Source organism: Pseudomonas sp. JAI111, from assembly GCF_024809425.1.
GTDB lineage: Bacteria > Pseudomonadota > Gammaproteobacteria > Pseudomonadales > Pseudomonadaceae > Aquipseudomonas.
Map to the genome: position 1 here is coordinate 350507 of NZ_JANUCB010000005.1, position 13096 is coordinate 363602.

The 13096-nt window shown below is 60.9% G+C and carries 10 protein-coding genes; all 10 read left to right on the forward strand.

Features of this window, described 5'->3' with window-relative positions:
* Positions 1–13 precede the first annotated feature (13 nt).
* The 10 genes from HNR03_RS18435 to HNR03_RS18480 all read left to right on the forward strand — a co-directional run bounded on the left by HNR03_RS18435 (position 14) and on the right by HNR03_RS18480 (position 13096).
* Positions 14–895: a triacylglycerol lipase gene (locus HNR03_RS18435; RefSeq protein ID WP_259155052.1), complete on the forward strand. Its 882-nt coding sequence runs from the start codon at positions 14–16 to the stop codon at positions 893–895.
* 98 nt (positions 896–993) lie between these two features.
* Entirely contained in the window at positions 994–1275 is a 282-nt protein-coding gene (locus HNR03_RS18440) for a peptidylprolyl isomerase (protein ID WP_008150918.1), read from the forward strand.
* A gap of 134 nt (positions 1276–1409) precedes the next feature.
* A complete protein-coding gene (locus HNR03_RS18445) occupies positions 1410–3278 on the forward strand; it encodes an extracellular solute-binding protein (protein WP_259155055.1) in 1869 nt (622 codons plus the stop codon).
* Entirely contained in the window at positions 3278–4339 is a 1062-nt protein-coding gene (locus tag HNR03_RS18450; RefSeq protein WP_222586451.1) for a microcin C ABC transporter permease YejB, read from the forward strand. The genes HNR03_RS18445 and HNR03_RS18450 overlap by 1 nt, the downstream gene beginning before the upstream one ends.
* The gene (locus HNR03_RS18455) at positions 4339–5361 is read left to right on the forward strand and encodes an ABC transporter permease (RefSeq protein WP_259155057.1); all 1023 of its coding nucleotides are present in this window, start codon (positions 4339–4341) and stop codon (positions 5359–5361) included. Before HNR03_RS18450 ends, HNR03_RS18455 begins: the two co-directional genes overlap by 1 nt.
* A gap of 12 nt (positions 5362–5373) precedes the next feature.
* Positions 5374–6948 carry an ABC transporter ATP-binding protein gene (locus HNR03_RS18460; RefSeq protein WP_259155058.1) on the forward strand — a complete coding sequence of 525 codons (1575 nt, stop codon included), beginning with the start codon at positions 5374–5376 and terminating at the stop codon, positions 6946–6948.
* 124 nt (positions 6949–7072) lie between these two features.
* Entirely contained in the window at positions 7073–8488 is a 1416-nt protein-coding gene (locus tag HNR03_RS18465; protein WP_259155059.1) for a sigma-54-dependent Fis family transcriptional regulator, read from the forward strand.
* A 287-nt stretch (positions 8489–8775) separates the two neighbouring features.
* Complete coding sequence (locus tag HNR03_RS18470) at positions 8776–10167, forward strand: GntP family permease (RefSeq protein WP_259155061.1); 1392 nt, start codon at positions 8776–8778, stop codon at positions 10165–10167.
* A 7-nt stretch (positions 10168–10174) separates the two neighbouring features.
* Entirely contained in the window at positions 10175–10948 is a 774-nt protein-coding gene (gene hbdH, locus HNR03_RS18475) for a 3-hydroxybutyrate dehydrogenase (protein WP_259155062.1), read from the forward strand.
* Positions 10949–11140: 192 nt separating this feature from the next.
* Positions 11141–13096 (forward strand): acetoacetate--CoA ligase, encoded by a 1956-nt coding sequence (locus tag HNR03_RS18480; protein WP_259155063.1) that lies wholly within the window; start codon positions 11141–11143, stop codon positions 13094–13096.

A 13096-nucleotide genomic window follows, 5' to 3' on the forward strand; every position in this document is an offset into this window, starting at 1 on the left:
AAAAGGAATGAACATGCTACGGAATGCAACCACTCAGTACCCGATCCTGCTGATCCACGGACTCTTCGGCTTCGATCGCATCGGCAATGTCGAACTCTTTCACGGCGTCAAGCAGGCCCTTAGAAGTGCCGGTGCAAGAGTCTTTATCCCTCACCTCTCGGCTACCCATAGCAATGAGGCCCGTGGTGACCAACTGTTGGCACAGATCGAACGGGTGCTGGAAGGCACCGGTGCCAGCCAGGTCAACCTTATCGGCCACAGCCAGGGCGCACTCGCTGCCCGTTACGCGGCAGCAGTCGCACCCGAGGTTATCGCTTCGGTAACCTCCGTCAGCGGGCCGAACCACGGCTCGGAACTGGCCGACTTCCTGCGCAAGGCGCTAACGCCCGGCCGCCTGCCGGAGCATGTCGCGGCCACGGTTGCCACGTTGTTCGCAGATTTTCTCTCGTTGCTCAGCGGCAATCATCTAATGCCGCAAAACGCCATCGCTGCACTCAACTCACTGACCACCGAGGGCGTGGGGGTTTTCAACGACAAATACCCGCAAGGGCTTCCAAAGACGTGGGGCGGCAAGGGCCGCGACCAGGTTAATGGGGTTCGCTACTACTCCTGGAGCGGCACGCTGCAGGGCACCATTCTCGACGAAGGACTTAACGCACTCGATCCGCTGCACGGGTTTCTGCGCGCCTTTTCCGGTTATTTCACCACTGAAGCCGAGCAGAATGACGGCATGGTCGGTCGCTACAGCTCCCACCTGGGGAAAGTGATCCGCTCCGATTACCCGATGGATCATCTGGACAGCCTTAACCAGACGGCCGGACTGGTCCGCAAAGGCATTGATCCTGCGGCCCTGTATGTTCAGCACGCCGAACGCTTGAGAAATGCCGGTCTGTAACCGGGCGCCGGACGGCCGAGCGGAACTTTGGGGGAGAATTAGCCCACTGAATCCGGTAGGCTCAACACTTTACTGAATATTGAAAGGAGTATTTTCCCATGGCCAAAGCCACTGCCCGTCACATCCTGGTTGCCTCCGAAGCCAAGTGCAACGAACTCAAAGCCCAGATCGAGGGCGGCGCTGATTTCGCCGAAGTTGCCAAAGCCAACTCCACGTGCCCGTCCAGCCGTCAAGGCGGTGACCTGGGTTCGTTCGGTCCAGGCCAGATGGTCAAGGAATTCGACACCGTGGTTTTCAGCGCCCCGATCAACGTGGTGCAAGGCCCGGTCAAAACCCAGTTCGGTTATCACCTGCTGGAAGTGACCAGCCGTCAGGACTGACGCCTGCGAAGTTTTGCGCACAACGGCCCGCCTTTTGGTGGGCCGTTGTGTTTGTGTGACGCGATACGGCTGGCGAGGCACGCGCCGGTAGCGTACAAATTGTGGTTATCGACCACCCGGCTCTAAGGCTGACAATGCGACTGGCATTCCCCACATTATTGTTCACTGCCGTGGCCCTGTTATTGGCTGCCACCGGTGTGAATGCCGCACCGCAACATGCGTTGACCGTGTACGGCGAACCGGCGAAGTATCCCGCCGACTTCAGTCATTTTGCCTACACCAATCCGCAAGCCCCCAAAGGCGGCACGATGCGTCGTTCCGCCATCGAAATCGGCCATTTCGACCATATCCTGCCGTACATCGACAAGGGCATTGGTGTCACGCAAATCGATGGCTTGATCTACTCACCGCTGGCCCAGCGTTCGCTGGACGAGCCCTACACCGTGTACGGTCTGGTGGCGCAAAAGATGGAACGCCCGGACGACGGCTCGTACCTGCGCTTCTACCTGAATCCGAAAGCGCGTTTCGCCGACGGCACGCCGATCACCGCCGAAGACGTGCGCTATACCTTCGACCTGCTGATGACCCAGGGCAGCCTGCGCTATCGCACGCAATTCGCCGACGTCAAAGGCGTCGAAGTGGAATCGCCCCTGACGGTTCGGTTCGACTTCAAAAGTAACGAAAACCGCACCCTGCCCCTCGACATCGCGACCTTGCCGGTGTTTCCCGAACACTGGTGGAAGACCCGCGACTTCGCCAATGGCGGCGGGTACGAAGCCCCGCTGGGCAGTGGCCCTTATAAGGTGAGCAAGGTCGACTCCGGTCGCAGCATCACCTTCGAACGCAACGCCGACTGGTGGGGCAAGGACTTGCCGGTCAGCCGCGGCCTCTACAACTTCGATCGTTTCAGCATCGAGTACTTCGGCGATACCGACGTTGCGCGCCAGGTGCTGCGTGGCGGCGCCTATGATTACAACCGCGAGTTCTCCGCCACCGGTTATTCCATCGGCTACGACAGCCCGGCCCTGAGCGACGGTCGCCTGCAGAAGGCACATCTGGCCACGCAAGCGCCGCAACCGGCCCAAGGCTTTGTGTTCAACCTGCAAAACCCGATATTCCAGGACCGCCGCGTCCGCCAGGCCCTGGCCATGCTGTGGGATTTCGAGTGGAGCAATCGGCAGATGATGCGCGACATGTACATCCGCCAGCAGAGCTTCTTTTCCAACACCGACCTCGCCGCCCGCAAGCTGCCGGATGCCGGCGAGCTGGCGATTCTCGAACCGTTGCGTGGGCAAATCCCCGACGAGGTTTTCACCCAGGTCTTCGAAGCACCGAAAACCGATGGCAGCGGCTTGATTCGCGACAAACAACTGCAAGCCCTGGACCTGCTGGAACAGGCCGGCTGGAAACCCGATGGCGATCAGTTGGTCAATGCCGACGGCACGCCGTTGAGCTTTACCTTCCTGGTCAGCCAGAACGGCATGGACCGACTCCTGCTGCCTTACAAACGCACGTTGAAGCAGATCGGCATCGACATGAACATCCGCCGCATCGACTCCTCGCAGTACGTGAACCGGCTGATGAGCCGCGACTACGACATGATCGTCACCGGGTACCCGGTCACCACTTCACCCGGGAGCGAACTGTTCAACTACTTCGGATCGATTTCGGCCAACGACCCCGGCGCCAATAACTACATGGTGCTGAAGAACCCGGCGGTGGATACGCTGATCACCGGGCTGGTCCGCGCCACCACCCAACCCGAGATGCTGCGTTACGCCCACGCCCTGGACCGGGTGCTGCAATGGAACTACTACTGGATTCCCAACTATTACCCGCCAGGCACCTCCACCGTGTGGTGGAACCGTTTCGGCATGCCCGACGAGCAAGCCAGCAATGACGAGGCCATCGAGACCTGGTGGGAAACCAGCACCACGCCGCTGACCAACCAGCAGATGACCGCCGAGAAAATCAGCCGTGGCAAACCCGGAGGGCCGCATTGATGTGGGCTTATATACTGCGGCGCCTGCTGCTGATCATTCCGACCTTGGTGATCATTCTTCTGGTCAACTTCATCATCGTCCAGGCGGCGCCGGGCGGTCCGGTGGAACAGGCTATCGCACACCTGCAAGGCATCGGTGGCGCGACGGTCGGCGGCGGTTCCGGCGAGACCATGTCCGGCACCTCCCGCGCCAGTCGCGGCCTCGATCCGCAACTGATCAAGGACATCGAAAAACAATACGGCTTTGACAAACCGGCCCCGCAACGCCTGTGGCTGATGCTCACCAGCTACGCGCGCCTGGACTTCGGCAAAAGCTTCTTCCGTGGCGCGACCGTTACCGACCTGATCCTTGAAAAGATGCCCGTGACCATTTCCCTCGGGCTCTGGGCCACGCTGATCACCTATCTGGTGTCGATTCCTTTGGGCATCCGCAAGGCTGTGCACCACGGCAGTCATTTCGACATCTGGAGCAGCACCGCGATCATCATCGGTTACGCGATGCCGGCGTTCCTGTTCGCGATGTTCCTGATCGTGGTCTTTGCCGGTGGCACTTCGCTGAACTGGTTCCCGGTGCGCGGGCTGGTGTCGGACAACTTCGATTCGCTGTCGACCGTGGGCAAGATCGCCGACTACTTCTGGCACCTGGTATTGCCCGTGACGTCGCTGGTGATCGGCGGTTTCGCGACACTGACGATCCTCACGAAGAACTCGTTCCTCAATGAAATCACACGGCAATACGTCATCACTGCCCGCGCCAAAGGCATGAGCGAACGACGTGTGCTTTACGGCCATGTGTTCCGCAATGCGATGTTGCTGGTGGTGTCGGGGATTCCCCAGGCTTTCATCAGCGTGTTCTTTGCCGGCTCACTGCTGATCGAGGTGATTTTCTCCCTCGACGGCCTCGGACGCATGAGTTACGAAGCCGCCGTGTCGCGGGATTATCCGGTGGTGTTCGGCTCGCTATTCATCTTCACGCTGTTCGGTCTTTTGATAAAACTCATCGGCGATCTTTGCTACACCCTGGTCGACCCGCGTATCGACTTCGCCGCGAGGAATGCCTGATGTTCAAGCTCTCGCCGTTAGGCCGTCGTCGCTTTGAACGCTTCAAGAAGAACCGCCGGGGCTGGTGGTCGCTGTGGTTGTTTGTCGGCTTGTTCCTGTTGACCCTGGGCGGCGAACTGATCGCCAACGACAAACCGCTGGTGGTCAGTTACCAGGGTCAATGGTATTTCCCGGTGTTCAAGCGTCACACCGAGCAGGAGTTCGGCGGGCAATTGCCGTTCCAGGCTGACTATCGCAGTGACTACGTGCAGAAGCTGATTAAAAAGGATGGCGGCTGGATGCTGTTTCCACCGATTCCGTTCAGTGACGACACGCCGAACTACGACCTCGACAAACCTGCGCCGAGCCCGCCTTCCAGCGTCAACTGGCTGGGCACCGACGACCAGGCCCGGGACGTCATGGCCCGGGTGATTTTCGGCGCGCGGGTCTCGATCCTGTTTGCGCTGATGCTGACCTTTGTCAGCGCACTGATCGGCATCGCCGCCGGTGCGTTGCAGGGCTACTACGGCGGCTGGGTCGATTTGATCGGTCAGCGTTTGCTGGAGGTCTGGTCCGGGTTGCCGGTGCTGTACTTGCTGATCATCTTGTCGGGGTTCGTCGAGCCTAATTTCTGGTGGCTGCTGGGAATCATGGCGCTGTTCTCCTGGCTCGCGCTGGTCGATGTAGTGCGCGCCGAGTTCCTGCGCGGGCGCAACCTGGAATACGTCAAGGCCGCCCGTGCGCTGGGCCTCACCGACCGCAAAGTCATCGTGCGGCACATTTTGCCCAATGCGATGAACGCGACGTTGAGCTACCTGCCGTTCATTCTCACCGGCGCGATTTCCACCCTCACGGCCCTGGATTTCCTCGGTTTCGGCATGCCCGCCGGCAGCGCGTCGCTGGGCGAGTTGATTGGCCAGGGCAAGCAGAACCTGCAGGCGCCGTGGCTGGGATTGACGGCGTTTTTTACCTTGGCGCTGATTCTTTCCTTGCTGGTGTTCATTGGCGAAGCGCTGCGTGATGCGTTTGATCCACGATCTTGAGACGGACCATTTATGAGTATCAACCTGATCGAAATCCGTGACCTCAGCGTGGCCTTCAGCGGCCAGACGGTGGTGCGCAACCTGAGCCTGGACATTCGCCCCGGTGAGTGCCTGGCGCTGGTGGGCGAGTCGGGCTCCGGCAAGTCGGTGACGGCGCATTCGATTCTGCAATTGCTGCCCGAGACCGGTACCGAAACCACCGGCAGCATCCGCTATCGCGGCAGGGAACTGCTCGGAGCGCCGGCCAAGGTGTTGCGTGAGTTACGCGGCAACCGCATCGCGATGATCTTTCAAGAGCCGATGACCTCGCTCAATCCGTTGCACAGCATCGAGAAGCAGATCGGCGAAACCCTGCTGTTGCACAAGGGCCTGGTCGGCAAACCTGCCCAGGCACGAATTCTCGAGCTGCTGCACCTGGTAGGCATCCAGAATCCCAAAGAGCGGCTCAAGGCCTACCCTCATCAACTGTCCGGCGGTCAGCGTCAACGCGTGATGATCGCCATGGCGCTGGCCTGCGAGCCGGAACTGCTGATCGCCGACGAACCCACCACCGCGCTCGACGTGACGGTACAGCGCAAGATCCTGATCCTGCTCAAGTCCCTGCAGCAGCGGCTAGGCATGTCGTTGTTGCTGATCAGCCACGACCTCAATCTGGTGCGCAGCATCGCCCAGCGGGTGTGCGTGATGAAGGCCGGCGAGATCGTCGAGCAGGCCCCCTGCGAGACTCTGTTTACCGAACCCAAACATCCTTATAGCTGCGTGCTGCTCAACGCCGAGCCGGAAGGCGAAGCCCTGCCCCGTGACGAGCGCGAAAACGTGCTGGAAGTGGACGATCTACGCGTGCAGTTCGCCCTCGGCGGCGGGCTGTTCCAGCGCAAGACGTACCTCAAGGCAGTGGACGGCATCAGCCTCAATATTCAGCGCGGTAAAACCCTGGGCATCGTCGGCGAGTCCGGCTCGGGCAAGTCGACGCTGGGCCAGGCGATCCTGCGCTTGCTCGACTCCGAAGGCAGCATTCGCTTTCAAGGCGAAGCGCTGGACGGCCTGACGCAAAAGCAGCTGCGGCCTTGGCGCAAGAAGATGCAGGTGGTGTTCCAGGATCCGTATGGCAGCCTTAGCCCGCGAATGTCGGTGGCGCAGATCATCAGCGAAGGGCTGGAAGTCCACAGTCAGTTGACGCCTGGCGAGTGCAAGGCCGAGGTGATTCGTGCACTGGAGGAAGTGGGCCTGGACCCGCAAAGCCGCCATCGTTACCCGCACGAATTTTCCGGCGGCCAACGCCAACGTATCGCCATCGCCCGGGCCCTGGTGCTGAAACCGGCGCTGATATTGCTCGACGAGCCGACTTCTGCGCTGGATCGCACGGTACAAAAACAAGTGGTCGCCCTGCTCCGCCAGCTTCAGGAACGCCACGGCCTGACCTACCTGTTCATCAGTCATGACCTGGCGGTGGTACGCGCCCTGGCCCACGACATGATCGTGATCAAGGACGGCAAAGTGGTGGAAAGCGGTGCCAGCCATGACGTATTCGATTCGCCGCAGCACCCGTACACCAAAGAGCTGTTGGCGGCGGCGCATCAGCGCTAAACCACAGGACCGCGTCGCGCCGATCGCGAGCAGGCTCGCTCCCACAGTTGACCGCAATCCAATGTGGGAGCGGGCTTGCCCGCGAAGAGCCCCGTACAAGCAACACACAATCAGGATCTGCGCCATGAACACCACCGAAAGCCTCAAGGATTATCAACGCGTTCGCTTGCTGGCGATCCGTTCGTTGTTCGAGATCATCGAGCAGTCCAGCGAAGGCACGGTGATTGTCGATCGTGACGCCAACATCGTCTGGATGAACGAGCGTTACGCCCGGCGTTTTGGCCTGGAGTCGGCCGAGGTAGCGATTGGCAAGGCCTGCGAAAGCGTGATCCCCGGCAGTTTGCTGCGCAAGGTGGTGAGCACCGGGCAACCGATCTTGCTGGACATGCAGGACACCCCCAAGGAACCGCTGGTGGTGATGCGCCTGCCGATCCATGACGATGCCGGCGCGGTGATCGGCGCGATTGGTTTTGCCCTGTTCGACGAACTGCACAGCCTCTCGCCCATGCTCAAGCGCTACCTGAGCATGCAGGAAGAACTGGCCTCGACCCGCTCGCTGCTGCGCGCGCGGCAGACCAAATACAACTTCGCCCATTTCATCGGCACCAGCGCCGCCAGCCTGGAAGTCAAACGCCGCGCCCGCCGCAGTGCCAGCGCCGAGTCACCGGTGTTGTTGCTCGGCGAAACCGGCACCGGCAAGGAGCTGCTGGCCCAGGCGATCCACGGTGCGTCACCCCGGGCGCACAAAGCGTTTGTCAGCATCAACAGCGCGGCGATTCCCGAGTCGTTGCTGGAAGCCGAGTTTTTCGGCACCGCGCCGGGCGCATTTACCGGCGCGGATCGCAAGGGCCGGGCCGGCAAGTTGCAGATCGCTCAGGGCGGCACGCTGTTCCTCGATGAAATCGGTGACATGCCACTGCCGCTGCAAAGCAAGCTGCTGCGCGTGCTGCAGGAAAAAGAGTTCGAGCCGGTTGGCTCCAATGAAGTGATCCAGAGCGATGTGCGCGTCATCGCCGCCACCTCTACGGATCTGGAAGCGGCCATCAAGCGCGGCGAGTTCCGTGCCGACCTGTATTACCGACTCAACGTGCTGCCCATCAACGTACCGCCGCTGCGAGATCGTCTCGACGATTTGCCCGCACTCAGCGAAGCGATTCTTGAGGAGTTGCGCAGCCAGCATGAGTTGAACCCCGAGGCGCTGGAACTGCTGGGGCAACACGCCTGGCCGGGGAACATTCGCGAACTGCGTAATGTGCTGGAACGCGCGGCATTGCTCAGCGATGACCTGGTGTTGAACGCCGGAGACATCCGTGCGGCGATTGGCACGTTTACGCCGGTGACGCGTGCGACGCCGTTGACGATGGAGCCGGTGGCGCACGAGACCTTCAGTGAAGCCCGGGAGCGGTTTGACCGGCAGCTGATTGAAGCCACCCTCGCGCAATGCGGGGGGAAGGTGATTGAAGCGGCGGCGCGGCTGGGGCTGGGACGGTCTACTTTGTATAAGAAGATGGTGGCATTGGGGATTGCCGAGTCTCTATAACAAGACATAAATCTCCATTTGTAGACAGAGCATCGCGAGCAAGCTCGCTCCCACATTCGACCGCATTCTTCCGAACGGCGCGGTCAACCTGTGGGAGCGAGCTTGCTCGCGATGAGGACGACATGACCCACAGAAGTCTCAAACTAGAGACACACAACTAAAATCCAACTCAAACAATCCATGTATATCCTTATATTTCAACAGCTTGCGTGTCTGGCACGAATCTCGCTAAAGCCCTCTCCCACAAAAGATCCACCCTACAAAAATAACAATCCAGGAGACACACCATGAGTGTGATCATTGCCTTGGCAGCCCTAGCGCTGTTGATGCTCGCTGCTTACCGTGGCTACAGCGTTATCCTCTTCGCCCCAATCGCCGCCCTCGGCGCCGTTCTGCTAACCGACCCTTCCGCCGTCGCTCCCGCCTTCACTGGGGTGTTCATGGAAAAAATGGTCGGCTTCATCAAATTGTATTTCCCGGTGTTCCTGCTCGGTGCCGTGTTCGGCAAGCTGATCGAGTTGTCGGGCTTCTCGCGCTCCATCGTCGCGGCCGCCATTCGCTTGCTCGGCACTCGCCAGGCGATGTTGGTGATCGTGCTGGTCTGCGCCCTGCTCACTTACGGCGGCGTGTCGTTGTTCGTCGTGGTGTTTGCGGTCTACCCGTTTGCCGCTGAAATGTTTCGCCAGAGCAATATTCCCAAGCGCCTGATCCCGGCGACCATCGCCTTGGGCGCATTCTCGTTCACCATGGACGCCCTGCCCGGCACCCCGCAGATCCAGAACATCATCCCCAGCACCTTCTTCAACACCACCGCCTGGGCGGCGCCATGGCTGGGGGTGATCGGGGCGATTTTCGTGTTCTGCGCCGGCATGCTGTTTCTTCAGCGCCAACGCAACAAGGCTCAAGCTGCCGGCGAAGGCTATGGCACCGAGCTGCGCAACGAGCCGGAAACCGCGGCCGACATCAAGTTGCCAAATCCGTGGATCGCGCTGTCGCCGCTGCTGGCCGTGGGCATCATGAACCTGCTGTTCACCCAGTGGATTCCGCAGTGGTACGGCAAGACCCACAGCCTCGCGCTGCCGGGCATGGCCACGCCGGTGACCACCGACATCGCCAAACTGACCGCAATCTGGGCAGTTCAAGCGGCGTTACTGGTCGGCATCATCATGGTGCTGGTGTTCGGCTTCCAGGCGATTCGCGGCAAATTGGCCGAGGGCAGTCGCAGCGCGGTCAGCGGGTCGTTGCTGGCAGCGATGAACACCGCGTCGGAATACGGTTTCGGCGCGGTCATCGCTTCATTGCCAGGTTTCCTGGTGCTGGCTGACTGGCTCAAAAGCATCCCTAATCCGCTGGTCAACGAAGCCGTGACCGTGACCTTGCTGGCCGGCATCACCGGTTCCGCATCGGGCGGCATGAGCATCGCGCTGGCGGCCATGGCCAATGACTTCATCGCTGCGGCCCACGCCGCCAACATCCCGCTGGAGGTATTGCACCGGGTGGCCGCGATGGCCAGCGGCGGCATGGACACCTTGCCGCACAATGGCGCGGTGATCACCTTGCTGGCGGTCACCGGCCTGACCCACCGCGAGGCCTACAAAGACATTTTCTGTATTACGCTGATCAAGACCCTGGCGGTTTTTGTGGTGATCGGCACTTTCTACGCCACTGGCATTGTGTGAGGTATTCATGACGACTCTTTCGGGCAAAACCGCACTGGTTACCGGTTCCACCAGCGGCATCGGCTTGGGGATCGCCCTCAGCCTTGCCAAGGCTGGCGCCAACGTGGTCCTCAACGGTTTCGGTGATGCCTCTGCGGTCATCGCCGAAGTCCAGCAATACGGCGGCAAGGTCGGGCATCACCCGGCCGATGTCAGCGACCCCGAGCAGATTGCCAATATGGTCAGCTACGCCGAACGCGAGTTCGGCGGCATCGACATTCTGGTCAACAATGCCGGTATCCAGCACGTGGCCTCGGTAGAAGAATTTCCCGTGGAGCGCTGGGATTCGATCATTGCGATCAACCTGTCCTCGGTGTTTCACAGCACCCGCCTGTGCCTGCCGCGCATGCGGGCCAAGAACTGGGGCCGGATCATCAACATCGCCTCGGTGCATGGCCAGGTCGGCTCGGTCGGCAAGGCGGCGTACGTGGCCGCCAAGCATGGCGTGATCGGTTTGACCAAGGTGGTTGGGCTGGAAACGGCCACCACCCACGTCACCTGCAATGCCATTTGCCCTGGCTGGGTGTTGACGCCATTGGTGCAGAAGCAGATTGATGATCGGATCGCCACGGGGATCGATCCGCAACAGGCGCAGCATGATTTGCTGGCCGAGAAACAGCCGTCGCTGGAATTCGTCACCCCGTCGCAACTGGGTGAACTGGTGCTGTTCCTGTGCAGCGAAGCGGGAAGCCAGGTGCGGGGCGCGGCTTGGAATATTGATGGTGGGTGGTTGGCGCAGTAATTACCCTCGATGATCGTCCCCGCGTCGAACCGTCTGATCGTTCCCACGCTCTGCGTGGGAATGCAGCCCGGGACGCTCTGCGTCCCAAGAGCCGAACGCGGAGCGTCCGTTGAGGCATTCCCACGCAGACGGTTCGACGCCTCGACGTGGGAACGATCTGAATGGATCTAAAGTTATAAGAAGAGGCAAACCATGTCCGACATCCTCTGGCAACCCAGCGCACAGCGCATCAGCAAGACCCGCATGGAAGCCTTTCGGCGCTTCGTCATCGCGCGCCACCACATCCACCTCGACGATTACGCCGCCCTGCACCAATGGTCCATCGACCAGCGCGAAGCGTTCTGGCAGGCGATCGTCGACTTTTTCGACATCCGCTTCCACGATCAGCCCGACGCAGTGCTGGTCGAGGGCGCGCAGATGCCCAGCGCCCAGTGGTTCCCCGGTGCGACCCTGAACTTCGCCGAGCACTTGCTGCGCCGTCGCGACGATGCCGTGGCGGTGATTGCCATTGGTGAGAACGGCCAGCGTGAACACCTGACCTGGGCCGAACTGGCCGAGCATGTCGCCGGTTTTCAACACAGCTTGATCGCCGCCGGCGTCGGCCTCGGCGACCGTGTCGCCGCGTGCATGCCCAATACCTGGCAAACCCTGGTGGCGATGCTTGCCACCACCAGCCTGGGGGCGATCTGGTCCTGCTCGTCACCAGACTTCGGCACTCAGGGCGTGATCGACCGATTCGGCCAGATCGAGCCAAAGGTGCTGATCACCTGCGCCGGTTATCGCTACGCCGGAAAAGAGATCGACCAGCGTGCCAAGGTTAATGAAATCCTCGAACGCCTGCCATCCTTGCAGCAGTTGATCGTGGTGCCTTACGCCCTCCCGCAAGCACGCATCGAACACTTCCACACCCGGGCGAATGTGACGTTGTGGGACGACTTCTACGATGTCGGCGGCGAGCCGGATTTCGTGCCCGTGCCCTTCGCGCACCCGCTGTACATCCTCTATTCCAGCGGCACCACCGGCGTGCCGAAATGCATCATCCACAGCACCGGCGGCGTGTTGCTGCAGCACGTCAAGGAGCATGGCCTGCATTGCGACCTCGGCCCCGGCGACCGCTTGTTCTACTACACCACCTGCGGCTGGATGATGTGGAACTGGCTGGTCTCGGCCCTGGCCGTGGGCAGTGCCGTGGTGCTGTACGACGGGTCGCCGTTTCATCCGAACCCGGAGCGCTTGATCGACCTCATCGACGATGAACGCATCAGCGTTTTCGGCACCAGCCCGAAATACCTGGCGACCCTGGAAAGCAACGGCGTCAAGCCGCGCGAAAGCCATGACCTGAGCAGCCTGAAAACCCTGCTCTGCACCGGCTCCGCGCTGTCACCGCAGAGCTACGATTACGTCTACCGCGATTTCAAGTCCGACCTGTGCCTGGCGTCGATGTCCGGCGGCACCGATATCGTTTCGTGTTTTGTGAACAGCAACCCGTTCGAGCCTGTGCGTCGCGGCGAAATTCAGGGCAAGAGCCTGGGCATGGCAGTCGAAGTCTGGAACGACGACAGCCGCCCGGTCATTGGCGAAAAAGGTGAGCTGGTCTGCACCCGGCACTTCCCGGCCATGCCCATCGGCTTCTGGAATGATCCGCAACAGGAAAAACTGCATGCGTCCTATTTCAGTCAGTTCCCCGGCGTCTGGGCTCAGGGCGACTACGCCGAGCAACTGCCCCATGGCGCGATGATGATCCACGGGCGTTCAGACGCCGTACTTAACCCCGGTGGGGTTCGTATCGGCACCGCGGAAATCTACCGCCAAGTGGAGAAAGTCCCGCAGGTGCTGGACAGTGTGGCCATCGGTCAGCAATGGCAGGATGACGTGCGGGTGGTGCTGTTCGTGCGATTGCGCGACGGTGTCGAGCTCGACGAAGCGCTGCAACAACAGATCCGCGACGTCATCCGCGCCAACACCACGCCACGGCATGTGCCGGCAAAGATTGTCGCAGTGACGGACATCCCGCGAACCATCAGCGGCAAGGTGGTCGAGTTGGCGGTGCGCAATGTGGTGCATGGGCAAAAGGTGAAGAATACCGACGCGCTGGCCAATCCCGAAGCGCTCGAACAATTCCGCAACCGCCCGGAACTCCAAACCTGA

Excerpts from the sequence above, each read along its gene's own strand:
- hbdH (WP_259155062.1), top strand. The coding sequence starts at position 10,175 with ATGACGACTCTTTCGGGCAAAACCGCACTGGTTACCGGTTCCACCAGC.
- HNR03_RS18435 (WP_259155052.1), top strand. The coding sequence starts at position 14 with ATGCTACGGAATGCAACCACTCAGTACCCGATCCTGCTGATCCACGGA.
- HNR03_RS18445 (WP_259155055.1), top strand. The coding sequence starts at position 1,410 with ATGCGACTGGCATTCCCCACATTATTGTTCACTGCCGTGGCCCTGTTA.
- HNR03_RS18455 (WP_259155057.1), top strand. The coding sequence starts at position 4,339 with ATGTTCAAGCTCTCGCCGTTAGGCCGTCGTCGCTTTGAACGCTTCAAG.
- HNR03_RS18460 (WP_259155058.1), top strand. The coding sequence starts at position 5,374 with ATGAGTATCAACCTGATCGAAATCCGTGACCTCAGCGTGGCCTTCAGC.
- HNR03_RS18450 (WP_222586451.1), top strand. The coding sequence starts at position 3,278 with ATGTGGGCTTATATACTGCGGCGCCTGCTGCTGATCATTCCGACCTTG.
- HNR03_RS18470 (WP_259155061.1), top strand. The coding sequence starts at position 8,776 with ATGAGTGTGATCATTGCCTTGGCAGCCCTAGCGCTGTTGATGCTCGCT.
- HNR03_RS18480 (WP_259155063.1), top strand. The coding sequence starts at position 11,141 with ATGTCCGACATCCTCTGGCAACCCAGCGCACAGCGCATCAGCAAGACC.
- HNR03_RS18440 (WP_008150918.1), top strand. The coding sequence starts at position 994 with ATGGCCAAAGCCACTGCCCGTCACATCCTGGTTGCCTCCGAAGCCAAG.
- HNR03_RS18465 (WP_259155059.1), top strand. The coding sequence starts at position 7,073 with ATGAACACCACCGAAAGCCTCAAGGATTATCAACGCGTTCGCTTGCTG.